The organism is Kribbella sp. NPDC051936 (assembly GCF_040680955.1).
Lineage (GTDB): Bacteria > Actinomycetota > Actinomycetes > Propionibacteriales > Kribbellaceae > Kribbella.
Map to the genome: position 1 here is coordinate 514,856 of NZ_JBFAXS010000002.1, position 26,870 is coordinate 541,725.

A 26,870-nucleotide genomic window follows, 5' to 3' on the forward strand; every position below is an offset into this window, starting at 1 on the left:
GCCCCCCTCGCTTCCTCTTGCTCAGACGCCCAGTGTGGGCTTCAACTGCAGCAGTCTGGCCAGCAGTCCGTTGACGAACGTCGGGGACTCGTCGGTCGACAGGTCCCGCGCCAGCGCGACCGCCTCGCTCACCGCGACCACGTCCGGCACCTGGTCGTCGTACAGGAGCTCGTAGGCACCGATCCGCAGGATGTTCCGGTCGACGGCCGGCATCCGGTCCAGCGTCCAGCCCACCGAATGGGTCTCGAGCAGCTCGTCGATCTGCTCGATGTGTTTCGCGACCCCCTCGACCAGCGCCACGGTGAACTCGTTCACCGGCGGGTCGTTGTCGGCCACCCGGTCGGCCAGGGTGCCGCCGACCGGCAACCCCCTGACCTCCGACTCGAACAGCACGTCGAGCGCGCGCTTGCGGGCCTTGCTCCGGGCAGACATCTTCTGTTGTCGCTTCCCTTGGTTAGTCAGCGATCAGGAGGTGACGCGGCCGAGGTAGTCCCCGGTCCGGGTGTCGACCTTGACCTTCTCGCCGGTGGTCAGGAAGAGCGGGACCTGGATCGTGTAGCCGGTCTCCAGCTTGGCCGGCTTGGTGCCGCCGGTCGACCGGTCGCCCTGCAGGCCGGGCTCGGTGTACTCGACCAGGAGCTCGACCGAGGCCGGAAGCTCGACGTACAGCGGGAGGTCGTCGTGCACCGCGACGATAGCGTCCTGGTTCTCCAGCAGGAAGTGCGCGGCGTCGCCGACCACGTCGGGCTGGATGTTGGTCTGCTCGTACGTCGACTTGTCCATGAAGACGTAGGACGAACCGTCGTTGTAGAGGTACGTCATGTCACGCTTGTCGACCGTGGCCACCTCGACCTTGACGTCGGCGTTGAAGGTCTTGTCCACCACCTTGCCGGACAGCACGTTCTTCAGCTTGGTCCGGACGACGGCGCCGCCCTTGCCCGGCTTGTGATGCTGGAACCACACGACGGACCACAGCTGCCCGTCCAGGTCGAGCACCATGCCGTTCTTGAGGTCGTTCGTCGTTGCCACGCGGGTATGCCCTTCGAAATCGATCAGCGGTAACACGTGATTGTAGCGGTCGCTTGCGGTTTCCTCCGATTCTGCGGACCCCGGTGGCCTTAGGCTGGTCGCCCAGACTGTCCACAGAGGCGCAGGAGGCCGGCGATGACGGGGTTCGTGATCTTCGTCGTGGTGATGATCGTGGTCAGTCTGATCTCCAAGGCGCGGCAGCAGGCCACCCGCGGCAACGGTCAGCCGAACGCGCGGATGCAGGCTCTGATCGAGCGGATCCAGGCACAGCAGGCCGGCAGCCAGCCGGTGCAGATCCACGGCCAGTTCACCCAGGCCGCCGGCCCGGGCGGACCGCCTCCGGCGCCGAGCCCGACGTTCGCGGTGCAGGCCGGAAACCCGCAGGGCAGCCAGCAGGCTGCGGCCGCTCTGCAGCAGCTCATGCAAGGCGGCCGGCAGGCGCCTCGCCCTGGTGAATGGGCCACGCCCGCCCAGCCGCAGTACCCATTGCAGTACAACCCTGCGCCGTACCAGCCGGGGCCTTACCAGCCGCCGGCGCACCGGCCGCAGCAGAACAACCTGCCGACGCCGAGGCAGGACCTCGACGCCAGGGTGCGCGAGTTGATGACCGCAGGCAACGAGGTCGGCGCGATCCGGTTGCTGAGCGACGAGCGCGAGCTGGGGATCCTGGAGGCGCAGAAGTACGCGCGCGACCTCGTCGCCCCGCCGACGGCTCCGCGGCCGAACGCGGATGTGCTCGACGAGCCCGACGAAGGCGAGGGCCGGTACGTCGGTTCGGCCGCCTTCGCGGAGTCGATCTTCAACCTCGACGACCGCGACGAGAACGTCTGGGCCAGCGGCTGGGTCGACAAGCCCGACCCCGACGACCGCTCCGACATCGACGAGCTCTGGCAGACCGTCAGCAACCCGCCGCGCCAGTCTTAACCCGTCAGCCCCGCTTGTCCCCGAGCGATTCCAGCAGCACACGGAGCAGGTCTGCCAGCTGATCGCGTTCGGCCGGCGACAGCCCGGCGAGCAACTGGGACTCGGTGTCGATGTGGGTCGGCAGCACCTTGTCGATCAGCGCGAGCCCTTCGGGCGTCAGGGTGACCAGGACGCCGCGGCGGTCGGTCTCGCTCGGCGCCCGGGTGACCAGGCCGCGGGACTCCAGCCGGTCCAGCCGCTGACTGATCGCCCCGGACGTGACCATCGACGAGTGCATCAGACCGGCCGGCGTCAGGCTGTGCTCGGCGTTGCTGCGCCGCAGGGTCGCCAGGACGTCGAACGACGCGCGGTCCAGGTCGTGTTTGGCGAAGTTCCGCCGCAGCTCGGCGTCGAACAGCGCGCCGAGCCGGCCCATCCGCCCGATGATGCCCATCGGCGACGGGTCCAGGTCGGGCCGGCGAGTGCGCCATTGCTCGAGGACCAGGTCGACGTGATCTGCCATGGGTCCAGCGTAGCGCCAGATTGCTTAGCGATGAGCGACTTGAAAGTTACTTAGCACTGAGATACTTTATCTTAGTGCTAAGCAATCGACGACTCTTCCTGCTCCTGACCACGGCGATCGCACCGATGCTGTGGGGCACCACCTATGTGGTCACCACCGAGTTCCTGCCGCCGCATCGCCCGCTGCTGGCCGCGCTGCTGCGCGCGTTGCCGGCCGGCCTCTTGCTCGTCGCGATCACGCGGGTCCTGCCGCGCGGCAGCTGGTGGTGGCGCTCGCTCGTCCTGGGCACGCTCAACATCGGCGCCTTCAACGCCCTGCTGTTCGTCGGCGCCTACCGGCTGCCGGGCGGCGTGGCCGCGACGGTCGGTGCGATCCAGCCACTGCTGGTCGCGCTGTTGTCCGCGGGTCTGCTGCGGCAGCGCCTGTCTCTCCGCACCGTCCTCACTTCCATCGCCGGAGTGTTCGGGGTCGGCCTGCTGGTTCTGCGTGCTACTGCACGACTCGACACCTGGGGCGTGCTCGCAGCGGCCGGCGGTGCGGTCGTCATGGCGTTCGGGGTCGTGCTCAGTAAGCGCTGGACGTCCCCCGCTCCCCTGCTGGCCACGACCGGATGGCAACTGGTCGCCGGTGGGCTCGTGCTCCTGCCGGTGACGTTCTTGGTCGAGGGTGCGTTCCCCGCCTTCACACTGCGGAACCTCGCCGGCTACTCGTACCTGGCGCTGTTCGGCTCCGCGATCGCCTATGCCTTGTGGTTCCGCGGACTCCGCGAGCTCGTCCCGACCGAGGTCACGTTCCTCGGCCTGCTGAGTCCGGTAGTAGCCACCACCCTCGGCTGGCTGCTCCTGGCCCAGCACCTCACAACACTGCAGGCCGTCGGCGGCTTCGTCGTACTGGCAGCGCTTGTCACCGCACAGGTCCGCCGTACGCCGAAGAAGCCGGTCGTCGAGACACGGGTACTCGTCCCGGCCGGGGAGGGGTGCTGAGAATGCGGATCCTCGTGTGGGGAGCGACGGGCTCTGTCGGAAGCCGGGTTGTCGCCGAGGCAACCGCCCGCGGTCACAGCGTCACCAGCGTCAGCCGGTCCGGCCCGGATCACCTGCGCGGTGATGCCGCCGACCCCGAGGACGTGGCGCGCTTGAGTGCTGGGCACGACGTCGTCATCAGCGCGACCCGGCCGCGGGACGGGAGTGAAGGCGAGCTCGTGGACACGGCCAAGGCCCTGCTGGTCGGGCTGCGCGGCAGTGGCGCGCGGCTGGTTCTGGTAGGCGGTGCAGCGAGCCTGCTCGTGCCGGGGAGCGAGCTGACGCTCATGGAGTCCCCGGAGTTCCCGGCAGCGCTGTTGCCGATCGCCCGGGCATGCGCCGCGCAGTACGCGCTGGTGCGGTCAGCTGATGCGTTGGACTGGACATATGTGAGTCCGCCGGCCCTGTTGGAGCCTGGTACGCGCACCGGGCGGTACCGCAAGGGCTACGACCACCTCGTGACCAGTGCGGCCGGCGAGTCCTCCATCTCGGTCGAGGACTTCGCCGTCGCACTGGTCGACGAGGCGGAGCAGGCTCAGCACATCAGACAGCGCTTCACCGTTGGTTACTAGATCAAGCCCTCGCGCAGGGCGTACGCGACGGCGTGTGAGCGGTTTCTGAGTTGCAGTCGGCTGGTGACGTCGTGCAGGACGTTCTTGACCGTGCGCTCCGAGTACGACAGCTCGCGCGCGATCTCCTGCGTGTCCTTGCCGTCCGCAACGAGTCGCAGTACCTGCGTCTCCCGGTCGGACAGACCGGTGTGGGTCAGCCCGCGCGGCGCCAGCACATGCCGCTGCCTGCGCGATGCCTGACCGAGCAACCGTCCCAGCAGGTCCGGTGGCAGGCTGCCGTCACCCGCGGCGGCGGCCTGCACCAGGTGCACGATGCGGTCGGCGGTCGCCTCGGTACGTCGCAGTACGCCGGAGACGCCCAGCTCGACCGCGGTCATCAGCGCCTCGTCGTCGATCGAGCTGCCGATCAGCACGGTCCGGCGGCAGCCCCGCTGCGTCGCCGACCGCAGTACGTGCACAGCGCCGGCGTCCAGCGCGTCGACGGCGATCAGCGCGACCACTGGCGGAGCGGTGCGCTGTCCGGCCGACGGCGCCGGCACGAGCGCCGGCAGATCGGCGTCGCCGATCAGGTTGATCTCCGGCCGCTGCCGCAGCGCGTACACCAGCCCGAACTGCGAGAGCGGGTCGAGCGCCTTCACCCAGACCGGAATCCGGTTCTCCCCACGGTGCTGCCCGAGATGTTGCCCGTGGTGTTGCGTCATACGAACCCCCAAGTCGTCGTTGTCCTCCCGATCGTGCTGCCCACACCTACCTGATGCCCGAAAGGGCAGATCGGTTACGAATCGAGCGTGGTGAGGGCGCGGAGGGCGAGACGGTAGGAGTCGAGGCCGAAGCCGGCGATGGTGCCGGTGGCGACCCCGGCGACGACGCTGGTGTGCCGGAAGTCCTCGCGGGTGGCGGGGTTGGTCAGGTGGATCTCGATCAGCGGAGCGGTCCGCTGTGCGATCGCGTCCCGCAGCGAGTACGAGTAGTGGGTGAACGCGGCCGGATTGAGGACGACCGGCGTCCGGCCGTCGGCCGCCTCGTGCAGCCAGCCGACCAGTTCGGCCTCGTCGTCGGTCTGCCGCACCTCGACCTCGAGCCCGAGTTCGGCGCCGGTCTTCTCGCACACCCCGACCAGCTCGGCGAAGGTCGTCGTACCGTACTTCTCCGGCTCCCGCGACCCCAGCCGCCCGAGGTTCGGCCCGTTCAGCACCAGCACCCGCCTGCTCACATCCGTCACAGCACTCACCCTAGCGGCAGCCCGTCGAAGGCGGTTTCGGCTTCGGTCACGGCATCCAGGTACCGGTCGTCGGCGCGCTGACCGGCGTCCATGGCGGCCCAGTTGCGGCGAGACAGAACCCGCTGGACCGACACCACCTGCGCGGCCAGGAGTTCGCCCGCGAGATCGCCTCCGAGGGCGTCCGCGAGCGCGCTCTCGTCGTCGTCCATGAACTGGTGGAGCCGGGTCGTCAGCGCAGGCGTGGTGAAGACGAGCCGGTAGTACGCGAGGACCTGCGGGTGGTCGTTCAGGCCGGTGATGGGGTCGCGCGCGACGAGCCCGGCGAGGAAGTGCTCGCGCAACGCCCGGACGGGCGGAGCCGCGGCTGCCGTGACGACGCGGGCGGACTCGTGCCGGTGGTCGGCGATCCGGTGCAGCACGAGGTCCTGCTTGGTCGGGAAGTACTTGAACAGCGTCGGCTTGGAGACGTCGGCGGCCGCGGCGATGTCGGTCACCGACACCTCGTCGAACCCGCGCTCCAGGAACAGCGCGATCGCCGCCTCGGACAGGGCGTCGTACGTCTGCTGCTTCTTCCGCTCGCGAAGTCCGGTCACGAGGCCATGTTAACCTAGGCAAAAGATTGACCGAGTTAATCTTTTGTGGAGGGGCGATGCGGGACATCAGCGAGGAGCGTGCGTACGCCGAGCGGTGCCGGGAGGCGCTGCACCGGATGGTCGCCGGCGCACGGGAGAACGTGGCCGTCGGCGAGCACACCTGGGGCGACCGCTACACGGCCGAGCGGCTGGGCTACTACCTCAAGACGCTGGCCAAGGACATCGCCGAAGAAGGCGAGAACCCGCCCTTCTTCGGCGTCATCGCGCACGGCGCCGACGCGGGCGAGCACAGCCGGCAGACCTACTACCTCGGGCGCCGGCACATCGCGGACGCGATCGGCCGGCCGCCGATGGTGATCGACTGGCGCGCGCCGGTGTCCGCCGCGTTCTACCAGGCGTCCGCCGTCGAGCCGCGCGGTATCGACACCCGCCGCCGCTTCGGCTGGTCGGCCGGCGTCCTCACCGGCTTCGAGGACGAACCCCTCCGGTCCGGCGGGCCGTCGACACCTGGCGAACTCGTACGGCGCGAGATCGAGCGCGCCCGGGTCGGTCCGATGCGGGACATCGTCGCCACGATCCAGCCCGACCAGGACACGCTGGTCCGGACCGGCCTCGACGTCTCGGTCTGCGTCCAGGGCGCGCCGGGCACCGGCAAGACCGCGGTCGGCCTGCACCGCGCCGCCTACCTCCTGTACGCCCACCGGTCGCGGCTCGAACGCACCGGTGTCCTCGTCCTCGGGCCGAACCGGGCGTTCCTGCATTACATCTCCGCGGTGCTCCCGACGCTCGGCGAGGTGAACGTCGAGCAGACCACGATCGAGCGACTGCTGGATCGCGAGGTGCGCGCGACCGATGATCCGGCGGCGGCCGCGGTCAAGCACGACGCGCGGATGGCCGACGTGCTGCGCAAGGCGGTGTACGACCGGATCCGACCACCGGAGCAAGCGGTCGTGGTGAACGACGAGTCGTACAGGTGGCGGGTCGCCCAGCACGAGTTCGCGGAGATGGTGGCCGAGGCCGAGGCGACGACGTACCTGACCGGCCGGGAGCGGGTCGTCGCCCGCCTGGTCGCGGCGCTGCAACGGCAGGCCGAGGCGCGCGGACAGAACTGCAACGGCGCCTGGCTGCGACGGATGGCTCGTGGCGTGACGCCGTACGTCGACGCGGTGTGGCCGCATCTGAAGGCCGAGGACGTGCTGGCCGAGTACCTGAGCGATCCCGGTCAGGTAGGCATCCTGACGTCCGACGAGCAGCGGGCGATCGCGTGGCCGCGGCCGCGGAAGGCGAAGAGCGCCCGCTGGACGGCCGCGGACGCGGTGCTGCTCGACGAGGTGAGCGCGTTGCTGGAGCGCCCGCCGACATACGGGCATGTGATCGTGGACGAGGCGCAGGACCTCTCCCCCATGCAATGTAGGGCGATCGCGCGGCGCAGCGAGCACAGCTCGATCACGGTGCTCGGCGACCTCGCGCAGGGTACGGCGGCGTGGGCCGCAGCCGACTGGCAGACGCAGCTCGCCCATCTCGGGAAGCCGTCCGCCGAAATCGTTGCGCTGAGCACCGGCTACCGGGTTCCGGCGACCGTGGTCGAGTTGGCGAATCGTCTCCTGACCGCGCTCGACGCCGACGTACCGCCGACCACGTCGTACCGCTCCGACGGCGAGCTCACCGTCGCCAGGGTCGATGACCTGGCGGCCGCCTGCGTCGACAGCGTCCGGCGCGCGCTCGACGCCGAGGGATCGATCGGCGTCATCGCGGCCGATGACCAACTGCCGGCGTTGACCGATGCGTTGAAGGCGGCCGGGATCGAGACCTCCGCGGCCGACGTGAACGGCCGCGTGACCGTCGTCCCGGCAAGCCTCGCCAAGGGGCTCGAGTACGACCATGTGATCGCCGTTGAGCCGGCCGACATCGTCGCGGCGGAGACGCGCGGCCTCAACCGGCTGTACGTCGTCCTCACCCGGGCGGTGTCCCGGCTGGACATCCTGCACAGCCGGGATCTGCCTCCTGAGCTCTAGAGCGTGTCTAGCTCCAGGGTGCGCCGGGGCCGCCCATGCGCTGCGCGTACGGCGTACCGTGGCCGAGCTCACCGCGACGGATCGGCTTGTCGGTGAACGCGGATGCGTAGATGGCCGCTGCGAGTTCGAGCGTGTTGCGCGCCTCCGCCAGCGTCACCGGCGTCGGCTCCCCCGCGGCCTTGGCGTCGAGGATCGCGGCGAGCTGCGCGGTGTGACCGCTCGCGACGTCGGGCAGATCGGCCGACCAGGCGTCCGCGACGGCCTCGTGACCCGGCGCCGGCGTGATCGTCCAGTCCGGGTTCTTGTACCCGTACAGGTGCTCCAGCTCGACGGTCGCGTTCTCGCAGTCGAACCGCAGCTGCGACGTCTGCCGGGCGGACACCAGCGAGTTCACGATCGACGCGACCGCGCCGTTCTCGAACGTCACAAGCGCCATCGACACGTCCTCGGTCTGCGTCGGCCGGGCCTGCCTGGCGGCGAGCGCGGTCACCTTCTCCCACGGGCCGAGCACCGACAGCAGCAGGTCGTACTGGTGGATCCCGTGCCCCATCGTCGGGCCGCCGCCCTCGACGTCGAACGTGCCGCGCCACGGCACCGCGAAGTACGCGTCGTCGCGGTACCAGACGGTGTTGCACAGGGCAACCAACGGGCGGCCGAGGACGCCGTCGGCGAGCAGTTCGCGGAGCCGGACCGCGCCGGATCCGAAGCGGTGCTGGAACACGCACGCGACCTGCGCCGCGGACTTCTCCTCCGCCGCCACCAGCGCGTCGAACTCGTCCAGCGACAGCGTCGGCGGCTTCTCCAGGTACACGTCGACGTCCGCGGCGAGGCACTCGGCGGCCAGCGGGACATGCGAGTTCGGCGGCGTGCACAGGTGGACCAGATCGACCTGCTCGGCCGCCAGCAGGTCGGTCAGGCTCAGGTACGTCGCCGGGATGTTCCACTGCTCGGCGAACTCTTTCGCCCGGTCCAGGTCGACGTCCACGGCGGCGACCAGTTCGGCCCGATCCGGCAGTGCGGCGACGGCCCGGGCGTGCGAGCCAGCGATCCCACCGGTCCCGACGATCGCGATCCGATGCTTGCGGTCAGTCATGGAAAGCCCTTTCCGAGGCGTAGACAGCATCGTCCGCCACCCCGGCGCCGTTCCACAACCCGCAGCCCACCATCTGACCGCATCCGGTCACCCGGTCGCCCCGGCTCTCCCGACCGCTCCGTGGGTACTGCGGACCTGGGTCACTCACCAACCGAAGCACCACGAGCCGCTGCACGCTCAACTCCGCGCCCGGACCACCCGGCAACCAGGGTTGGTGAGTGGCCCAGGTCCGGTGACTACTCGCGGATGTGTCAGAAGATGCGCTCGACGGCAAGCGCGCTCGGTTGGTGGATCAACTGATCTCGCCGTACGCCGCGACCAGAAGGCTCGGGTCGGGAGCCTCGAGGATGGTCGGCTTCGCCAGCGCGTCGAGGACGACGAAACGGAGCCGGTCGGCGCGGGTTTTCTTGTCGAGCTTCATCGCGTCCTGCAGGTGCGGCCAGGCGTCGGCGCGGTAGCTGACCGGGAGGCCGAGCGAGTCCAGGACGGCGCGGTGCCGGTCGGCGGTCGCGTCGTCGAGGCGGCCGGCCGCGCGGGCCAGCTCGGCGACGAACACCATGCCGATGCTGATCGCGGCACCGTGGCGCCACTTGTACCGCTCGACGCGCTCGATCGCGTGGCCGAGCGTGTGCCCGTAGTTCAGCGCCTCGCGCCCGATCCGGCCGCCGGCCGTCGTCGTCCGCTCGCGGAGATCCGCGCCCACGGTGTCGGCCTTGACCTGGATCGACCGGGCGATCAACTCCTCGGTCGCGGCGTACGACGGACTCGTCGCGCCGGACGGGTCCTTCTCGACCAGGTCGAGGATCACCGGGTCGGCGATGAAGCCGCACTTCACGACCTCGGCGAGGCCGCTGACGTAGTCGTTGACCGGCAGCGTCTCGAGCGCGGCCAGGTCGCACAGCACACCGGCCGGCTCCCAGAACGCGCCGACCAGGTTCTTGCCCTCAGAGGTGTTGATCCCGGTCTTCCCGCCGACCGCCGCGTCGACCATGCCGAGCAGGGTCGTCGGGATGTGCACGACCTTGACGCCGCGCAGCCAGGTGGCCGCGACGAACCCGGCGAGATCGGTCGTCGTCCCGCCGCCGACGCTGACGATCGCGTCCGAGCGGGTGAAGCCGGCCTGGCCGAGGACCGACCAGCAGTACGCCAGCACCTCGGCGGTCTTGGCCTCCTCGGCGTCCGGGATCTCGATCGCGTGTGCGGTGAAGCCCGACCCGGTCAGGTCGTCGCGGATCGCGTCGCCGGTCTCGCGCAGTGCGCGCGGGTGGATCACCGCCACCCGCTGCACGCCCTCGCCCAGCAGGCCGGGCAGTTCGCCGAGCAGGTTGTCGCCGATCACAACGTCGTACGGCGCGGCGGCCTGGACGCGGATCCGCGCGCTCACGGGAGCTGCCCCAGGATCTCGTCGGCGATCTGATCCGGGGTCTTGCCGTCCGTCATCACGGTCAGCTTGGCGACCTCGGCGTACAACGGCCGCCGGGCTTCCATCAGGTTGCGCAGCTGGGTGCGAACGTTGCCGAGCAGGAGCGGCCGGGCGACGCTCAGCCCCACGCGCTTGGACGCCTCGCCGAGGCTGACGTCGAGGAACACCACGGTGTGGCCGGTCAGGTCCGCCCGGGTCGCGGGGTCCAGGATCGCGCCGCCGCCGAGCGACAGCACCTCGCCGTCGTCCTGCAGCGCGGCGACGATCGCGGCCCGCTCCAGCGCGCGGAAATGCGGTTCGCCCTCGTCGACGAAGATCTCGGAGATCGGCTTGCCCGCGCCGGCTTCGACGTCGGAGTCGGTGTCGCGATGCCTGGCTTCCAGCCGCTCGGCCAGCAGGGCCGCGATCGTGGACTTGCCCGATCCGGGCGGGCCGACCAGGACGACGACGGGGCTCACTCCCACTCCCGCGGGGTGATCGTGGCCGGCAGGTTCGCCAGGTACGACTGGTGGTTGCGCGCGGTCTCCGCGACCGAGTCGCCGCCGAACTTCTCCAGCGACACCTCGGCCAGCACCAGCGCGATCATCGCCTCGGCGACGATGCCGGCCGCCGGGACCGCGCAGACGTCCGAGCGCTGGTGGTGCGCCGCGGCGGCCTCGCCGGTCGCGGTGTCGATCGTGCGCAGCGCCCGCGGAACGGTCGCGATCGGCTTCATCGCGGCGCGCACCCGGAGCGTCTCACCGGTGCTCATGCCGCCCTCGGTGCCGCCCGAGCGGCCGCTGGTCCGCCGGACCGCGCCGTCCTCGGCGACGATCTCGTCGTGCGCCTGAGAACCCGGGGTCCGGGCCAGCTCGAAGCCGTCGCCCAGCTCGACGCCCTTGATCGCCTGGATGCCCATCAGCGCACCGGCCAGCTTGGAGTCGAGGCGGCGGTCCCAGTGCACGTAGCTGCCGAGGCCAGGCGGCAGCCCGTCGACGACGACCTCGACGACGCCGCCGAGCGTGTCACCGGCCTTCTGCGCGGCGTCGATCTCGGCGACCATCTGCTTGCTCGCGTCCGGGTCCAGGCAGCGCACCGGGTCCGCGTCCAGCTTCGCGACGTCGGAGTACGCCGGGATCACGCCGTACGGCGCCTTCACGGTGCCGAGCTCGACGACGTGGCTGACGATCGTCACGCCGTACGCCTGGCGGAGGAAGCGGGCCGCGACCTCGCCGAGCGCGACCCGGGCCGCGGTCTCGCGGGCACTGGCCCGCTCGAGCACCGGGCGGGCCTCGTCGAACCCGTACTTCTGCATGCCGGCCAGGTCGGCGTGACCGGGCCGCGGCCGGGTCAGCGGCGCGTTCCGGGCCAGGCCCTCGAGCGTCTCGGCGTCCACCGGGTCGGCACTCATCACCTGCTGCCACTTGGGCCACTCGGTGTTCCCGACCTGGATCGCGACCGGGCTGCCGAGGGTCAGCCCGTGCCGGAACCCGCCGACGAACGTCACCTCGTCCCGCTCGAACTTCATCCGGGCGCCGCGGCCGTAGCCCAGCCGACGACGAGCCAGGGCGTCGGCCACGTCGTCCGTGGTGACCTCAACGCCTGCGGGAAGACCTTCGAGTACGGCGACGAGCGCTTGTCCGTGCGACTCGCCGGCGGTGAGCCAGCGCAGCATGGGCCCGATTCTTTCACGGCTGTCCCGACCCGCAGACACGGGTCTCAGACTCAGCCGCAGGCCTGGTTCTCCTGGGTCGGGCCGGTGCGGACCGCGAGGACCGCGTTGAAGGTCTTGGCGATCGGGGAGTCCTGACAGCTGGTGCTGGCCGTGGCTGCCTGACCGCCGGCGATCGCGGCGCCCGTGAGGGCCGCTGTGGCGAGGGCCGCCACGGCCAGGCGCCCGGCGGTACGACGGAATGCGGTGGTCATCATGCGCTCCTTCGAACGATCTGCTGATACAACGACCGTAGAAGCCAGAAGCGCCGCACGAACTGGCCCTGGAACCCGTCCTGAGGTAGCGCTGGCACCACCCCTCTATAGGGTCCTGGCATGACGCAGGGCATGACGCAGGGTATGACTCGAAGGGCTGAGGAGACGTGGCGGGCGCGGGTGCGTGGGTGCCTGCTGGGCGGTGCGATCGGAGACGCGCTCGGCGGACCGGTCGAGTTCGAGGACGCAGGGACGATCCTCGGGAAGCACCCGGACGGCGTACGGGGGTTCATCGCCGGCGGATGGCCCGCGGGGACGGTCACCGACGACACCCAGATGACCCTGTTCACCGTCGAGGGACTGATCCGCGCGAGTGTGCGGACCGACCGCGGGCTGGGCTTCACCGTGGCGGTCGTCCAGCACGCGTACGACCGGTGGCTGGACACGCAGAACCTGCCGGGCCCGACCGGTGCACCTGACGGCTGGCTGCTGGGCGAGCAGTGGCTGTACGCGCGGCGGGCGCCGGGCAACACCTGCCTGACCGCGCTGACGCAGGCGCGCAAGGGCGAGCCCCGGATCCGGCAGTACGGCGACCAGGCCGTCAACGACTCGAAGGGGTGCGGCGGCGTCATGCGGGTCGCGCCGTTCGGGCTGCTGCCCGACTACTTCCCGGCCGACTGGGTCTTCGACTCGGCCGCGACCGCCGCCGGATACACGCACGGCCACCCGACCGGCAAGCTCGCGTCCGGCGCACTGGCGGCGATCATCCGCGAGCTGTGCGCCGGAGCGAGCCTCGACGAGGCGATCACCCGCGCCACCAGCGTGCTCGTCCAGCACGAGGGCCACGAGGAGACCAGTACGGCGCTCGCGCTCGCCCGGCAGCTGGCCGCGACGGCGGAACCCGGACCGGTCACGGTCGAGCGCCTCGGCGGCGGCTGGGTCGCGGAAGAGGCGCTCGCCATCGCCGTGTACGCCGCTCTGGCCTGTCCGGAGCCCGAGCAGTTCCTCGACGCGCTCGCGCTGGCCGTCACGCATTCGGGCGACAGCGACTCGACCGGCGCGATCTGCGGGAACATCCTCGGCGCCCTTCACGGCGAGACGGCGCTGCCCGCCGAGCTCGTCTTCACCGTCGAGGGACGTCCGGTCATCCTCCAGCTCGCCGACGACTTCGCGCTGGAGTTCACCCGAGGCAAGCGGCTGCACGGCGACTACGGGCCGTACACCGCGTGGACCAACCGCTACCCGGGCGGCTGAATCGAGAGTTTGTGCTGGAACACGTTGCGCGGATCCCACTTCGCCTTGATCTGCTGCAGCCGCGGGTAGTTTCCCAGGTAGTACAGGTCGTGCCACGGCACCCCGGACGTGTTGTACGCCGGATCCGCCAGGTCCACATCCGGATAGTTGATGTACGACCCGGCGTTGATCGCGTCCGGCACCGGGACGCCGCCCGTGCCGCGGTAGATGTCGGCGTAAACCTTCCGCGCCCACCCGATGTGCTTGTCGTCGTCCGCCGCCGCGGACCACGACGCGCTCAGCACCATCTTGGCGACCACGTCCCGCTGCGCGGCGGCGGTCGCGCCGGACGGCACCGTGTTCACCTTGCCGCCGTACGGGATCAGCAGCACCGAGGACTCCGGCCCGCTGTACGTCGTGTCCGTGAGCCCGCGGTACATGGCGAGGATCTGCTCGTCGGTGTACCCCTTCTTCAGGTAGCCGGCCTTGTACTTCCCGCGGCCGGGCGACGGCGTCTCAGCGATCGACCGCTCCATCGTGGTGTGCAGGAACGCTCCCTCGCCGACGTCGATCACCTGCGGCTTCGGGTCCACGCCGGCGACCATCGCGGCGTTGAACGCGTTCATCAGTCCGGCCGCGTCCGGCGCGGCCGCGTCGATCTGCGTGGACAGCAGGAACTGGCCCGCCGACGAGTGCGTGAGGATGAACGGCGCGTAGAGCGTCGCGTACGGCGAGTCGGCGGTGTTGTGCTGCTCGAAGAACGTGAACCAGTTCCGCACCGTGCGCAGGAACCCGGCCTGGGTCATCGTCTTCCAGTCGTAGAGCAGCAGGCTGGACCGCAACGCGGCCGGTGCCTTGGGCAACGAGTCGGCGGGTGACCGGCCGGGCGCGCCGGCAGTCCGCATCAGGTACCGGGTGACGACGCCGAAGTTCCCGCCGCCGCCACCGGTGTGCGCCCACCACAGGTCGCGGTGCGCGTTGTCCCGCGTGGCAACGACGGACCGGGCCCGTCCACGAGCGTCGACGACGACGATCTCCACCCCGTAGAGATGGTCGACGACCGAGCCGTACTTCCTGGACAGCGGCCCGTATCCGCCCCCGGCGAAATGGCCGCCGACGCCGACGCTCAGGCACCCGCCGCCCGGCACCGTGACACCCCAGCCGTAGAACAGGTCCTTGTAGACGGTCTCGAGCATCGCGCCCGCGCCGATCGAGAAGGCGCGGTAGTGCGGGTCCCACGTCACGGCGTCGTACGTCGACATGTCGAGCAGCACCTCGACGTCGGTGCTGTCGACGAAGTCCTCGAAGCAGTGCCCGCCGCCGCGCACCGCGATCCGCTTCCCGCTCCGGACCGCCTCCTGCACGGCCGCGACCGCGTCCTCGGTCGACCTGATCACCCGCGCGTAGTCGGGTCTCGCGACGAACCGACGGTTCTGGCCGCGCAGCACCAGGTCCTGGTACCGCGCGTCGTCCGGACGGATCGTGTCGCCGGCCGCGGTGCCGACGGCCGCCGACGCCGTACCAGGGATGGCGAGCGCGGCACCCGCGACAGCGGTTCCGGCGAGGAGACCACGACGACTGACTGGCATTGAGTTTCCCTCCCGAGAGTTCGAATGCTTCGACCCTAGGAAGGCAGGCAGTGTCCGCACATCAACCATCTGGTGGAGTCCGGTACTCCCCTATCCGGCGTACAGCCGCTCCAACGGCGCACCCAGCAGGACACCGGCCAGCGCCCCGGCGAGCATGAACGGCCCGAACGGGACCATCTGTTTGCGGGTCATCACGCGGGTCGCGATCAGCACGATCCCGACGACCGAGCCGAGGAAGAACCCGCCGTACAGACCGGACGCGAACTCGCCCCAGCCGAGCCAGCCGAGCGCGAGCCCGAGCAGCCCCGACAAGCGCACGTCACCGAACCCGACGCCGCGCGGGAACGCGAACCACAGCACGTAGAACACCGCGAACCCGATCGCTCCCGCGATCGCTGCCCGGCGCAACGATCCCCACTCCCCCGTCGCCGCCGCCGCGGCCACGAGTCCGGCGCCCACGACCGCGTACGTCGGCCAGATGATCACCGACGGCAGGAACCGCGTCCGCGCGTCGATGTAGCCGAGGATCGCGCCCGCCACCGCCAGCACGAGCCACGTCGGCAGCACCGCATCCAGGCCGAGGAACAGGCCGAGCAGGCCGCCGGCGACCGCAGCCAGTCCGCCGCACCAGTACGCCGCGCGCCGGCCGGCCAGCACCGCGTACGGGACCTTCGTCTCGCCCTCGTCCAGCTCCGGCTCGGGAATGCGGCGCAGCAGCCAGGGACCGAGCACGGCCGCCACGGGACCACAGACGACCACGCCGATCCCGGCAGCGAGCAACGCGTTGTCAGCCGGCACGATCGACGACCCTAGACGATCTACCGGCCGGCGCGCGCGGCCGCCCGCCGGGCCAGCACCCGCGCGAGCACCACCGCACCGATGCCGAGCAGCAGCACGAAGCCGAAGAGCACCGCGACGGTGCTCCAGAATCCCTCGTTCCGGGTGACGTAGGTGATCCGCTGGTACTCGTCGTCGTTCGCGGCCCGGGTGAACGTGAAGTCGTCGGTGATCCGGCCCGGCTCGCGGTACGTCGCGGTGTAGGCGGTCAGGAAGTCGGCCGGCTTCGGCAGCGCCTCCATCTCGACCCGGCCGGCGAACAGCAGCTCAGGAGTGACCGCGGCGTCCGGCACCTTCGTCGCGTCCACGCGGTGCTCCGCCGCGACGTACACCGTCACCGTCTGCGTCGTGGTCGCGCCCTTGCTCAGCCGCATCGGGTACACGATCCGGTCCGACGCGAACCTCAGCCGCAGCGGCGGCGTCCGCCCGGACAGGCTCTCGCCGTCCTGCTTCGGCGCGAGCTTCACCGCGACGATCTCCCACTTCTCGGTCAGGTACGGCGTGAGGTTGGCGGCCAGCGTCGCCGGGACGACGTACCCGTTCGTGCGTAGCCAGTCCGTGACGGCCGTCCCGCTCGACCCGGTAAGCCGGGTGACCGCGAACGGCCCGAGCAACATCTGCTCCTTGACGTTCACCCCGGCTCCGGCCGCGGGGGCGCCGGCCGAGTCTCCGCGACCGCTGCCCATGATCCCGAGATCACGGAACGGCCAATACGTCTTCTTCACCACGCGCTTCGGCCTGGTCGCCTGGTCGAGCCGGTAGAACAGGTCGTCGTCCTCGCCGAGTTCCACCGTCGCGGCCGCCGGTACCGGCATGATCCAGGCCGCCTTCTTCGACGCGCCGCGCACCGCCATCGAGAGCGTGATCTCCTCGGTGCCGTCCGAGTGCTGCACGAGCGCGTTCTCGCCGTACGCCCGGGCCGCCGACTGCGCGTCCGGCAGGTACCCGCCGCAGGCGCACGCCCAGGCCGGAGTCACCCCGGCCGCGACGAACCCGACAGCCAGCACACCCGCGACCACCTGCCAAAGCTTCACGGGCCGAACACTAGCTAGCCGAAGGTGTACGCCGTGTGGAAGAAGTTCGACGGGTCGTATTTCTTCTTCGCGGCGTCCAGTTTCGCCGCGCTCGCGCCGTAGTACGAACTGACCGTCCGGCCGGTCTCGACGTAGTTCACGTAGGCGCCGGCGGAGAACGCGCGCACAGCCCGGTGACCGTTCGCGATGAAGGTCTGCGCGCCCGTGTTCTGCGCCGAGGAGTACCACTGGATGACGGCCAGGGCGCTCCGCCACGGCCACGACGATCCGCCGGCCGGCGGCTTCGCGGCTTGTCCGCCGAGCGGGTCGAGGATCGCCGACGCCGGAGTCCCGGCCCGCGCGGCGGACTTCACCGCGCCGAGCAGCCCGGTGATCGTCGCGGCGTCCATCGGGCCCTTGAGCACGTCGGAACCGGCGAGGAATCCCTGGCGCGGACTCGTCGTACCGCCGCCGAGGTACTTGACCGCTTCCAGGTGCGACTTGACCGACAGTGTCCGCGCGGACGCCTTCGCGCCGACGAACGACTCCAACTGCGCGGCCGCCGCGGTCGCGTCGCCGGTCGTGGACACGCCGAGCACCCGGACCGACAGCGTTCCGTTGCTCTTGGCATCGATGTGCAGGTTGCCCCAGACCGTGGTGGGTGCGCTCTGGGCGAACTTCTGCCAGCCACGGACGACGGCCGCGGCCTGCGACTCCGGCCAGGTCAGCCGGAAGAACCCGAGCTTCGTCGCCGGGATCGTGGCGAACTGGAACGACGTCACCACCCCCAGATTGCCGCCGCCGCTGCCGCGCAGCGCGGCGAACAGCTCGGGCTCGGAGCCGGCGCTGACGGTGTGCGCCTTGCCGTCCGCGGTGACCACGCCCATCGACACGACCCGGTCACAGGTGAGGCCGTACGTCCTCGTGTGGATCCCCATCCCGCCGCCGAGGGTCAGCCCGGCCACGCCGACGGTCGGGCAGGTGCCCGTCGGCAGCGACCGGCCGTAGCGGTCGAGGAACGCGTGGACGTCGTACAGGCGGGCTCCGGCGCCGACCGTGAGGACGCCGTTCGCGTAGCTCATGGTCTTCAGGCCGCCGACGTCGAGCTGCAGACCGTTGGCGATCGTCGACGCGCCGACGTACGAGTGACCGCCGCTCTTCGCGACGAGGACGAGCTTGTTGGTGCGGGCGAAGTCGATCGCCTTCTGCACGTCGGCCGGGTTCGCCGCCTTCACCACGGCGGTCGGGCGGACGCTGTCCCAGCGCGGGTTGAAGAGCTGGTGCGCGGCGGCGTACCCCGAGGTGGAGGGCAGGTACAGGCGGCCCTTCAGTGACCTGGCGAAGGTGTTCCAGTTCGGCCCGGCCCCCGTGTGCGTCGGCGCCGACGTGCCGGGGCTGCCGCCCGGTGTCGTGCTCGGGGTTGTGCTCGGGGTTGTGCTCGGGGTTGTGCTCGGTGTCGCGGAAGAGGTGGTGCTCGGCGGAGCTGTCGTCGAACTGGTGGCGCTCGGGGTCTGCGACGGGCTCGCCGTACCGCCGGTGTCGTTCGTCGAGTCGCCGCAGCCGGCCACGGTGACCACGGCTCCGCCAACCCAAACGGCGCCGCCGGCTCTCAGAACGGTACGACGGTCAAGCAGGCTCACGATCCCCGAGCTCCTCACGCGCGGCAGCCCTCATGGCCGCCAGAGGAGCCGGCGACCTACCCGTCATCATCTCCACCTGGAGGGTCGCCTGATGCACGAGCAGATCAAGTCCGTTCAACAACTCCGTACCGACCCGGTGCGCCGCGATGGCGAGCCGCGTCGGCCACGGGTGGTAGGCCACGTCGAACACCACCGGCGCGACGCCGGCGAAGTGCTCGGCCCACGGGTCGGCCGCGCCGCCGGGCAGTGTCGACACGCACAGGTCGAAGCCGCCGATCTGCTCGACCTGCGAGAAGTCCGCGACCGCCGTCCGGAGCCCGAGCTCCGCGGCCAGATCGCGCAGGCGCTCCGCCTTGGCGACGTCACGGACGACCAGGGTCACCTCACTGACCTGCAGACCGCGCAGCGCGGCGAGGGTCGAGGCTGCCGTCGCTCCACCGCCCAGCACGACCGCGGACTCGGCAGCGGTGATGCCGCGCTCGGCGAACGCGTTCACCAGCCCCGGTACGTCGGTGTTGTGCGCCGACCGAGATCCGTCCGGCTCGAGCAGCATCGTGTTCGCCGCGCCGATCAGCTCCGCGACCGGGTCCACCGTGTCCACGAGGTCGAGCGCGACGCGTTTCAAAGGCATCGTCAGCGACAACCCACGGACGTCCTGACCGAGGCCCGCCACGAACCCGGCGAGCTCGGCTTCCTCCACCTCGTACGCGTCGTACTGCCAGTCCAGGCCGAGGGCGGCGTACGCGGCCCGGTGCATCGCCGGTGACAGCGAGTGCGCGATCGGCGAACCGAGCACCGCGCACCGCGTCATCAGCACCGGCCCTTGTGCGCCTGGCACCAGGCCTGGAGCTTGGCCACGTTCGCCTCGTGCTCCTGGTTGGTGCTGGCGAACGCGGTCTCGCCGGTGTCCAGGTTGACCAGCGTGAAGTACAGCCAGGAACCTTGCGCCGGGTTGATCGCGGCCCGCAGTTCGTCACGGGTCGGCGAGTTGATCGGCGTCGGCGGCAGGCCCTTGTGCAGATAGGTGTTGTACGGCGACGGGTCCTTCCGCTGCTCGGGCGTGGTGAAGACACCGCCGTCCCGGCCGACCACGTAGTGGATCGTCGAGTCCATCTGCAGCCGCATCCCGGCCGCGAGCCGGTTGTAGATCACCCGCGCGACCTTCGCGTAGTCCTGCGACCGGTTGGTCTCCGCGCCGATGATGCTGGCCACGATGACCGCCTGGTACGGGTCGAGCTTCTTCCGGCTCGCCGTGTTCACCAGATCCAGCGAGGCCGCGTTCTTGTTGTACTCGGCCGTCATCAGCTTGAGCATCGTGTAGGCGTTCGCGTTCTTCGGCACGTCGTACGTCCCCGGAGACAGGAAGCCCTCGGCGTTGTTGTGCGCATACGGCGGGAGGCCGAGCAGGGCGGGCTTGCCGAGCGCGGTCGCGGCGGCGCCGGCCGGCAGCTTCAGCTTCGAGCCCTGCAGGATCAGCGCGACCTCGGCCTTGGTCTTGCCGGCCGGGACGCTGATCCGGGCCACCCTGACCGACTCGGCGGTGTTCAGCATCAGCGCGAGGGCCGCCTTGGCCGACATGTGCTTGCGCAGCGTGTACGTCGCCGCCTGGATCTGCAGTGAGCGGGGGTCGTCACGGGCCACCCGCTCGAAGGCACGGGCGCTCTTCACGACCTCCTTCTTCTCCAAGGTGTCCGCGATCGACGCGGTCGCCTGGCCCTTGGTGATCTCGACGACCACCGTGCCGGTGCCGGCGCCCTCGTAGTCGGGCGCTGAGAACAGGCCCTCGAGCGCGTCCTTGCCCTTGCCGAAGCCGACCACCGCGCCGGCCACCAGGGCACCGACGACGAGCAGCGAGACCAGGCCGGCGAAGCAGCCGAACGCGCGCCGGCCGCGAGCGCGGCGCCGGTTGGCGCGCCGCTCCACGCGGGACTCTGCGCGCAGCCCGAGCCCGCTGCCGAGGTCCTCGCCCTCACTGGTCTCTTCGTCTACCGACGGTCCGTTCACAGGGGCCTCCCGGGTGGGTTGCCGGTCTCGCGCTCGAGGTCGAGCGCGTGCTGGAGAATCACGACCGCCGCGGCCTGGTCGACCACGGCCCGTCGCTTCGAGCCCTTCTTTCCCCGTTCCCGCAACATCCGCTCGGCGGTGACGGTGGTGAACCGCTCGTCCACCAGCCGCACCGTCGTTCCGGTGTCCTTCTCGTGCACCTTGTCCCGCACCTGCTCCGCCGTCTCCCGGATCTTCACCGCGGCCGGCCCCTCGCCCCCGGACAGGGAACGCGGCAGCCCGACCACGATCTCGAACGCCTCCAGTTCGGCGGCGAGTGCCGCGATCCTATCCAGATCGCCGGGGCCACGCCGGACGGTCTCCACAGGCGTAGCCAGGATCCCATGCGGATCGCTGCTGGCGACGCCGATCCGGGCGTCCCCGATGTCCAGCGCGATCCGCACGCCACGTCTCATCTGACCACGTCTCTCAGCCGGTCACCTGGTGACCGATGGCGTGCTCGACGGCGCTCAGCGCGTCGTCGGCACCGGCCGCGTCCGTGCCGCCACCCTGCGCGACATCGTCCTTGCCGCCGCCCCGGCCACCCAGCTTCTCGGCCGCGACCCTGACCAGGTCGCCGGCCTTCAGCCGCCACTCGCGAGCGGTGTCGTTGAGCGCGATCACCACGCCGGGCTTGCCGTCGTTCACGCTCAGCACGGCGACGACGGCCGGCTTGTCGTTGCCCATCCGGCCGCGGACGTCCAGCGCCAGCTTGCGCAGGTCGCCGCCGTTGACGCCGTCGGGTGCGCGGTGGCCGACGTACTGGACGCCGAAGACGTCCTTCGGGTCCTTCGCGAGCTCGGCCGCGGCCTCCAGCACCCGCGCGGCGCGGACCCGCTCGAGCTCCTTCTCGGCCACCCGCAGCCGCTCGGCCAGGTCGGCGACCTTGGCGGGCAGCTCCTCCGGGCGGGTCTTCAGGTTCTCGCTCAGCAGCCGGACCAGCGCCCGCTCGCGGCCGAGGTAGTGCAGCGCCTCCATGCCGACGAACGCCTCGATCCGCCGGACCCCGGCGCCCACCGAGGACTCGCCGGTGACGGTCAGCGCGCCGACCTGCGACGAGTGCTTCACATGCGTGCCACCGCAGAGCTCACGCGACCACGGCCCGCCGATCTCGACCACGCGGACCTGCTCGTCGTACGTCTCACCGAACAGCGCCAGCGCACCCCAGTCCCGGGCCTCCGGCAGCGACATGTACTGCGCCGACACCGGCAGGTCCTGCCGGACCGCGAGGTTCGCGACCTCCTCGATCTCCGACCGGGTCGCCGCGTCCAGCGCCGACGACCACGCGAAGTCGAGCCGCAGGTAGCCGGGCTTGTTGTACGAACCGCTCTGCAGCGCGTTCGGGCCGAGCACCTGGCGCAGCGCGGCGTGCACGACGTGCGTGCCGGAGTGCGCCTGGCAGGCCGAGACCCGCCACTCGTGGTCGACGGCCGCGTGCACGTCCTCGCCCGGACGCAGGACGCCCTCGAGGATCTCGACCTTGTGCACGATCAGGCCCTTGACCGGCCGCTGCACGTCGAGCACCTTCAGCTTCAGGCCGTCACCGGTGATCAGGCCCTCGTCGGCAATCTGGCCGCCGGACTCGGCGTAGAACGGGGTCTTCTCGAGCACGACCTCGACGGTCTCGCCCTGCTCGGCGAACTGTGCGACCGCGCCGTCCCGGAGCAGGCCGCGGACCTGCGAGTCCGACGAGAGCTCCTGGTACCCGGTGAACTCGGTGACGCCCTTCTCCCGCAGCTCCCGGTAGCCCGAGGTGTCCGCGTGGCCGGCCTTCTTCGCGCGCGCGTCGGCCTTGGCCCGCTCGCGCTGTTCCTTCATCAGCGAGCGGAAGCCCTCGGTGTCGACGTTCAGGCCCTGCTCGGCGGCCATCTCGATCGTCAGGTCGATCGGGAAGCCGTACGTGTCGTGCAGCTGGAACGCCTTCGCGCCCTCCAGCTGGTGCGCGCCGCTCTCCTTGGTCGCCTTGACGGCGACGTCGAAGATCGTCGTGCCGGCCGTGAGGGTGCGGCGGAACGCCTCCTCCTCGGCGTACGCGACCTGGCTGATCCGGCCGAAATCGGTGACCAGCTCCGGGTACGACTTCTTCATCTGCTCCAGGCTCACCGGGAGCAGCTCGACCAGGCTCGGGTCCTCGTAGCCGAGCAGGCGCATCGAGCGGATCGCCCGGCGCAGCAGGCGGCGCAGCACGTACCCGCCCTGCTCGTTGCCCGGCGTGACGCCGTCGCCGATCAGCATCAGCGCGCTGCGCACGTGGTCCGCGACGACCCGGAACCGGACGTCGTCCTCGTGCTCGGCGCCGTACTTGCGGCCGGTCAGCTCGGTCGCCTTCTCGATCACCGGGTAGATCTCGTCGATCTCGTACATGTTGTCGACGCCCTGCAGCAGGTACGCGACCCGCTCCAGGCCGAGACCGGTGTCGATGTTCTTCTTCGGCAGCTCGCCGAGGATCGGGTAGCCCTCCTTGCCGCCGCCCTCACCGCGGATGTTCTGCATGAAGACCAGGTTCCAGAACTCCAGGTAGCGGTCGCCCGCCTCCCAGTCCCGGTCGGCGCCGAACTCCGGGCCGCGGTCGATCAGGATCTCCGAGCACGGGCCGCACGGGCCGGGGATGCCCATCGACCAGAAGTTGTCCTTCATGCCGAGCCGGACGATCCGGTCGTCGGGCAGGCCGGCGACCCGCTTCCAGATGTCGATCGCCTCGTCGTCCTCGTAGTACACCGAGGCGTACAGGACCGACTCGTCGAACCCGTAGCCGCCCTCGTTCTGGGGCTTGGTGACCAGCTCCCAGGCGTACTCGATGGCCTTGTCCTTGAAGTAGTCGCCGAAGGAGAAGTTGCCGTTCATCTGGAAGAACGTGCCGTGCCGGGTGGTCTTGCCGACCTCGTCGATGTCGAGCGTCCGCACGCACTTCTGCACGCTGGTCGCCCGCGGGTACGGCGGGGTCTGCTGGCCGACGAAGTACGGGACGAACTGGGCCATGCCGGCGACGTTGAACAGCAGGTTCGGGTCCGGCGACGGCAGCGGCGCGCTCGGCACCACGGTGTGGCCGCGGTCCTCGAAGTACTGCAGGAACCGCCGCCTGATCTCACTGGTTTCCATGGGTGTTACCGGTAGTCCTCACGATCGTTGGTGTTCTCGATGCCCAGCGCGTCGCGCAGCTCGGTCTCCCGCTCGGCCATGCCCTCGCGGACCTGGTCGCCGAAGTGCCGGACCGCGGCGGCCAGCTTGGCCGCGGATTCCTGGACGCTGTCCGGCGCGAGGATCTGGGCGCGCTTCTTCAGCCGGGTGACGGCGTAGACGCCGACGGCGATCCCGACGATCAGCCAGAAGATCCGCTTCACCGCTTCCGTGCCTTCCGCTCGGCCTTCATCTCGTCCTTGACGCGCTTGGCGACGTCCTTGCGCTGTTGCTCGCCGAGCGCCCGGCGCACGCCGTACGAGAACGCGGCCGCCTTCACCAGCGGGCCGCCGGCGGTGGCCGAGAACAGCGACATCAGCGCGGCCGCGTTGGTGGTCACGGTGGTGGCGTTGTCGGTGATCGTGTCCACCTTCGCCAGTTGGGCGTTGGTGGTCGCCACCGTGGTGGTCACTTCGCCGAGCAGCGGGATGCTGGAGTCGGAGACGCCCTTCACCATGATCCGGGTCTCGTCGAACACCTTGCCGAGCTTCAGGATCGGATAGGCCAGCAGGCCCACCAGGATGAGCAGCGCGCAGGCGGCTATCAGCCCCGCGACTTCACCGACGCTCATGGAAACGATCCACCTTCCGTAGCGACCTCATGCGACCTGACGCGAACTCTCCGCGACTCTGCGCGACTCTCCGCGTCACTGTGGACCGCCTGACCTTATCGCGCGGCCCTGTCACACTCCGCTCCAGGACACCATCCCTCACATCACAGTCCCCCACCAAACCGCAGCACCGGGGGCGTGCGAGTTCCTAGGAGTTCCCGTTCTCGCAGGCGATTCCGTCGCCGTTGCGGTCCAGGGCCGCGGTGTAGCCGGGGTCGCCGCGATACAGCGGCGCCTTGCCGGCGGCGCGGACCTCGGCGCAGTTCCGGTACACGACGGACGGGGTGCTGCTCGGGGTCGCCGACGGGGTGGCGGTCGTCGTACCGGAGGTCGGCGGGCTCGTGCTCGGGGCGGCCGGGGTCGTCGGGGTGGTGCTCGGCGTCGCACTGGTGGTGCTCGGGGTGGCCGTTGTCGGGATGCTTGTGGACGGAGTGCCCGTGGTGGCGGCGGTCGTCGTCGGCGCTGCCGGGGTCCCCGTCGTACCGGTGGTCGGGGTTGGCGTCGTCGGGTCGCTCGGGGTGCCGGTCGTCCCGGCCGGAGTGCCGGACGTCGTCGTAGCGGTGGTCGAGCTGTCCGGGGCGGCTGCTGTCCACGGGGTGGCCGGGGTCCAGGCCGTGCTCCACGGCGTACCGGCCTGCAGGGGCTTGCCGACCGGGAGCGACGGCCGGGCGCTCGACCGCGACGTGCCTTCCGAGCGGCCGTCCGGCGGGGTCGAGGAGCCGACTGAGGACGGCGGCTGCGAGTCGGCGGTGTTGTGCGATCCGGTCGGGACGAAGAACCAGGCGGCGGCGACGACGACCACGACTGCCGCGACGACGCCGAGCTTCAGGAGCGGTAGGCGCCGACGGCTGTGCCGCGCTCCGAACTTCCGTGCATGTCGACCTAGGCGGAACTGCCTCACGAGAAAACCCTTCACCCCCAGGCCGAGAGGCAGCCTACCGAATTCATACGCTTCAATCGAAGCTCACGTTGTGTGGTGACTCGCTAACGGTCCCGCAGGATCTTCCGGATCGCCGCCACCCGGTCGGCGTACGACGCCTCGCCGCCGCGGCGGGTGGGCTTGTAGTAGTCGGTGCCGTCGATCACGTCCGGCGCATACTGCTGGGGGACGATGCCGCGCGGGTCGTCGTGCGAGTACTGGTACGACGAGCCGTGACCGAGCTTCTTCGCGCCGGCGTAGTGCGCGTCCCGCAGATGCGGCGGCACCGGCCCGACCTTGCCGGCCTTCACGTCCGCGATCGCCGCGTCGACGGCGGTGATCACCGCGTTGGACTTGGGCGCGAGCGCGAGCGCGACGACGGCCTGCGCGAGGTTGATGCGGGCTTCCGGCATCCCGATCAGCTGGACCGCCTCCGCGGCCGCGACGGCGACGCCGAGCGCGGCCGGGTCGCCCATGCCGATGTCCTCGCTGGCCGAGATCACCAGCCGGCGGGCGATGAACCGCGCGTCCTCCCCCGCCTCGATCATCCGGGCCAGATAGTGCATCGCGGCGTCCACGTCGGACCCCCGGATCGACTTGATCAACGCCGACGCCACGTCGTAGTGCTGGTCCCCGGCCCGGTCGTACCGCACGGCGGCCCGGTCGACGGCCGTCTCCAAGGTGACGAGATCGATCAACGCCCGATCGGCGGTGTCCTGGTCGGCCGGCTCGTCCTGCTCGGCCGAGGCGTACTTCAGCGCTTGCTCGTGCTTGGCGCGGGCTCCGCCGGCCGCGGCCTCCAGGTAGGTGAGGGCGCGGCGGGCGTCGCCGCCGGCCATCCGGAGCAGGTGGTCGCGGGCGTCGGCGGCCAGCTCGAACTCGTCGTTCAGCCCGCGTTCGTCGACGAGCGCGCGGTCGAGCAGGGTGGAGATGTCGTCGTCCGTGAGCGACTCGAGCGTGAGCAGCAGACTGCGGGACAGCAGCGGTGAGATCACGCTGAAGAACGGGTTCTCGGTCGTGGCGGCGACCAGGGTGACCCAGCGGTTCTCCACGCCGGGAAGCAATGCGTCCTGCTGAGCCTTGGTGAAGCGGTGGACCTCGTCGATGAACAGCACGGTCTCGACCGCGCCGGTCGCGCGGGACAGGTCCCGGCGCGCGCCGTCGATCACCTGCCGCACGTCCTTCACCCCGGCGGTGACCGCCGACAGCTCGACGAACTTGCGGTTGGTCTGATGCGACACCACCGCCGCGATCGTGGTCTTCCCGGTCCCGGGAGGACCCCAGAGCAGCAGCGACATCGGCTGGTCGCCCTCCACGAGCCGCCGCAACGGCGAGCCCGGCGCCAGCAGGTGCTGCTGGCCGACCAGCTCGTCGAGGCTCCGCGGCCGCATCCGCACCGCCAGCGGCGCCGCCGTGTGGTCCATGTCCGCCAGACTGCCGCCACCACGGGCAGGCGCCGGCGCACCAGGAAGGTCGAACAACCCATCACTCACGCCAGAAGCCTAACCA

Annotated in this window: 28 protein-coding genes; 5 read left to right on the plus strand and 23 right to left on the minus strand. The window is 70.5% G+C overall.

The features are described from left to right. Window positions 1-21: 21 nt before the first annotated feature. Both nusB and efp read right to left on the minus strand, forming a co-directional pair. Window positions 22-432 carry a transcription antitermination factor NusB gene (gene nusB / locus AB0L64_RS08040; RefSeq protein ID WP_363708996.1) on the minus strand — a complete coding sequence of 137 codons (411 nt, stop codon included), beginning with the start codon at window positions 430-432 and terminating at the stop codon, window positions 22-24. Window positions 433-465: 33 nt separating this feature from the next. Next, window positions 466-1,029, minus strand: a complete 564-nt coding sequence (gene efp, locus AB0L64_RS08045; protein WP_355691680.1) for an elongation factor P — start codon at window positions 1,027-1,029, stop codon at window positions 466-468. A gap of 135 nt (window positions 1,030-1,164) precedes the next feature. On the opposite strand from efp, the gene AB0L64_RS08050 reads away from it, so the two are divergent. Beyond that, complete coding sequence (locus AB0L64_RS08050; RefSeq protein WP_363708999.1) at window positions 1,165-1,953, plus strand: hypothetical protein; 789 nt, start codon at window positions 1,165-1,167, stop codon at window positions 1,951-1,953. Between the two features lie 4 nt (window positions 1,954-1,957). On the opposite strand, the gene AB0L64_RS08055 is transcribed toward AB0L64_RS08050, so the two are convergent. Beyond that, window positions 1,958-2,455 carry a MarR family transcriptional regulator gene (locus AB0L64_RS08055; protein WP_363709001.1) on the minus strand — a complete coding sequence of 166 codons (498 nt, stop codon included), beginning with the start codon at window positions 2,453-2,455 and terminating at the stop codon, window positions 1,958-1,960. Between the two features lie 74 nt (window positions 2,456-2,529). Between AB0L64_RS08055 and AB0L64_RS08060 the strand changes: the two genes are divergently transcribed. Both AB0L64_RS08060 and AB0L64_RS08065 read left to right on the plus strand, forming a co-directional pair. After that, entirely contained in the window at window positions 2,530-3,438 is a 909-nt protein-coding gene (locus tag AB0L64_RS08060) for an EamA family transporter (protein WP_363709003.1), read from the plus strand. 2 nt (window positions 3,439-3,440) lie between these two features. Then, complete coding sequence (locus tag AB0L64_RS08065) at window positions 3,441-4,049, plus strand: NAD(P)H-binding protein (RefSeq protein WP_363709005.1); 609 nt, start codon at window positions 3,441-3,443, stop codon at window positions 4,047-4,049. Here AB0L64_RS08065 and AB0L64_RS08070 read toward each other — a convergent pair. The 3 genes from AB0L64_RS08070 to AB0L64_RS08080 form a co-directional block, all read right to left on the minus strand. Continuing rightward, the gene (locus tag AB0L64_RS08070) at window positions 4,046-4,750 is read right to left on the minus strand and encodes a response regulator transcription factor (RefSeq protein ID WP_363709007.1); all 705 of its coding nucleotides are present in this window, start codon (window positions 4,748-4,750) and stop codon (window positions 4,046-4,048) included. The genes AB0L64_RS08065 and AB0L64_RS08070 overlap by 4 nt on opposite strands. Before the next feature lie 74 nt (window positions 4,751-4,824). Next, window positions 4,825-5,262, minus strand: coding sequence for a type II 3-dehydroquinate dehydratase (aroQ, locus tag AB0L64_RS08075; protein ID WP_359925115.1), 438 nt, complete (start codon window positions 5,260-5,262; stop codon window positions 4,825-4,827). Window positions 5,263-5,276: 14 nt separating this feature from the next. Then, window positions 5,277-5,864, minus strand: coding sequence for a TetR family transcriptional regulator (locus AB0L64_RS08080; RefSeq protein ID WP_363709009.1), 588 nt, complete (start codon window positions 5,862-5,864; stop codon window positions 5,277-5,279). Window positions 5,865-5,920: 56 nt separating this feature from the next. On the opposite strand from AB0L64_RS08080, the gene AB0L64_RS08085 reads away from it, so the two are divergent. Next, on the plus strand, window positions 5,921-7,879 hold the full coding sequence (locus tag AB0L64_RS08085) for an AAA family ATPase (protein WP_363709010.1): 1,959 nt from the start codon (window positions 5,921-5,923) through the stop codon (window positions 7,877-7,879). A gap of 7 nt (window positions 7,880-7,886) precedes the next feature. Here AB0L64_RS08085 and AB0L64_RS08090 read toward each other — a convergent pair whose 3' ends face one another. From AB0L64_RS08090 to AB0L64_RS08110, 5 genes are all read right to left on the minus strand, one after another. After that, window positions 7,887-8,972: a Gfo/Idh/MocA family oxidoreductase gene (locus tag AB0L64_RS08090; protein WP_363709012.1), complete on the minus strand. Its 1,086-nt coding sequence runs from the start codon at window positions 8,970-8,972 to the stop codon at window positions 7,887-7,889. A gap of 292 nt (window positions 8,973-9,264) precedes the next feature. After that, window positions 9,265-10,356: a 3-dehydroquinate synthase gene (gene aroB, locus AB0L64_RS08095; RefSeq protein WP_363709014.1), complete on the minus strand. Its 1,092-nt coding sequence runs from the start codon at window positions 10,354-10,356 to the stop codon at window positions 9,265-9,267. Then, entirely contained in the window at window positions 10,353-10,853 is a 501-nt protein-coding gene (locus AB0L64_RS08100; protein ID WP_363709016.1) for a shikimate kinase, read from the minus strand. Before AB0L64_RS08100 ends, aroB begins: the two co-directional genes overlap by 4 nt. Further along, window positions 10,850-12,049, minus strand: coding sequence for a chorismate synthase (gene aroC / locus AB0L64_RS08105; protein WP_363709018.1), 1,200 nt, complete (start codon window positions 12,047-12,049; stop codon window positions 10,850-10,852). The genes AB0L64_RS08100 and aroC overlap by 4 nt, the downstream gene beginning before the upstream one ends. A gap of 50 nt (window positions 12,050-12,099) precedes the next feature. Continuing rightward, on the minus strand, window positions 12,100-12,300 hold the full coding sequence (locus AB0L64_RS08110) for a hypothetical protein (protein WP_355691658.1): 201 nt from the start codon (window positions 12,298-12,300) through the stop codon (window positions 12,100-12,102). A gap of 120 nt (window positions 12,301-12,420) precedes the next feature. On the opposite strand from AB0L64_RS08110, the gene AB0L64_RS08115 reads away from it, so the two are divergent. Then, window positions 12,421-13,554 carry an ADP-ribosylglycohydrolase family protein gene (locus tag AB0L64_RS08115; protein WP_363709020.1) on the plus strand — a complete coding sequence of 378 codons (1,134 nt, stop codon included), beginning with the start codon at window positions 12,421-12,423 and terminating at the stop codon, window positions 13,552-13,554. On the opposite strand, the gene AB0L64_RS08120 is transcribed toward AB0L64_RS08115, so the two are convergent. The 12 genes from AB0L64_RS08120 to AB0L64_RS08175 form a co-directional block, all read right to left on the minus strand. After that, window positions 13,539-15,122, minus strand: a complete 1,584-nt coding sequence (locus AB0L64_RS08120; protein ID WP_363709022.1) for an FAD-binding protein — start codon at window positions 15,120-15,122, stop codon at window positions 13,539-13,541. The genes AB0L64_RS08115 and AB0L64_RS08120 overlap by 16 nt on opposite strands. Before the next feature lie 90 nt (window positions 15,123-15,212). Next, a complete protein-coding gene (locus AB0L64_RS08125) occupies window positions 15,213-15,920 on the minus strand; it encodes an A24 family peptidase (protein WP_363709024.1) in 708 nt (235 codons plus the stop codon). A 20-nt stretch (window positions 15,921-15,940) separates the two neighbouring features. After that, window positions 15,941-16,993: a DUF2330 domain-containing protein gene (locus AB0L64_RS08130; protein ID WP_363709026.1), complete on the minus strand. Its 1,053-nt coding sequence runs from the start codon at window positions 16,991-16,993 to the stop codon at window positions 15,941-15,943. 14 nt (window positions 16,994-17,007) lie between these two features. Next, complete coding sequence (locus AB0L64_RS08135) at window positions 17,008-18,612, minus strand: FAD-dependent oxidoreductase (protein ID WP_363709028.1); 1,605 nt, start codon at window positions 18,610-18,612, stop codon at window positions 17,008-17,010. Continuing rightward, window positions 18,599-19,423 carry a shikimate dehydrogenase gene (locus AB0L64_RS08140; RefSeq protein WP_363709030.1) on the minus strand — a complete coding sequence of 275 codons (825 nt, stop codon included), beginning with the start codon at window positions 19,421-19,423 and terminating at the stop codon, window positions 18,599-18,601. The genes AB0L64_RS08135 and AB0L64_RS08140 overlap by 14 nt, the downstream gene beginning before the upstream one ends. After that, window positions 19,423-20,616 (minus strand): endolytic transglycosylase MltG, encoded by a 1,194-nt coding sequence (gene mltG / locus AB0L64_RS08145; RefSeq protein WP_363709032.1) that lies wholly within the window; start codon window positions 20,614-20,616, stop codon window positions 19,423-19,425. The genes AB0L64_RS08140 and mltG overlap by 1 nt, the downstream gene beginning before the upstream one ends. Next, window positions 20,613-21,071, minus strand: coding sequence for a Holliday junction resolvase RuvX (gene ruvX, locus AB0L64_RS08150; RefSeq protein WP_355691643.1), 459 nt, complete (start codon window positions 21,069-21,071; stop codon window positions 20,613-20,615). The genes mltG and ruvX overlap by 4 nt, the downstream gene beginning before the upstream one ends. A gap of 13 nt (window positions 21,072-21,084) precedes the next feature. Then, window positions 21,085-23,754 (minus strand): alanine--tRNA ligase, encoded by a 2,670-nt coding sequence (gene alaS, locus AB0L64_RS08155; protein ID WP_363709035.1) that lies wholly within the window; start codon window positions 23,752-23,754, stop codon window positions 21,085-21,087. A 5-nt stretch (window positions 23,755-23,759) separates the two neighbouring features. Continuing rightward, the gene (locus AB0L64_RS08160) at window positions 23,760-23,996 is read right to left on the minus strand and encodes a DUF6167 family protein (protein ID WP_359923523.1); all 237 of its coding nucleotides are present in this window, start codon (window positions 23,994-23,996) and stop codon (window positions 23,760-23,762) included. After that, window positions 23,993-24,403, minus strand: a complete 411-nt coding sequence (locus tag AB0L64_RS08165) for a DUF948 domain-containing protein (RefSeq protein ID WP_359923521.1) — start codon at window positions 24,401-24,403, stop codon at window positions 23,993-23,995. Before AB0L64_RS08165 ends, AB0L64_RS08160 begins: the two co-directional genes overlap by 4 nt. Before the next feature lie 187 nt (window positions 24,404-24,590). Continuing rightward, window positions 24,591-25,343, minus strand: coding sequence for an excalibur calcium-binding domain-containing protein (locus AB0L64_RS08170; RefSeq protein WP_363709038.1), 753 nt, complete (start codon window positions 25,341-25,343; stop codon window positions 24,591-24,593). An 83-nt stretch (window positions 25,344-25,426) separates the two neighbouring features. Then, window positions 25,427-26,854: a replication-associated recombination protein A gene (locus tag AB0L64_RS08175; protein WP_363709040.1), complete on the minus strand. Its 1,428-nt coding sequence runs from the start codon at window positions 26,852-26,854 to the stop codon at window positions 25,427-25,429. Window positions 26,855-26,870: the final 16 nt, after the last annotated feature.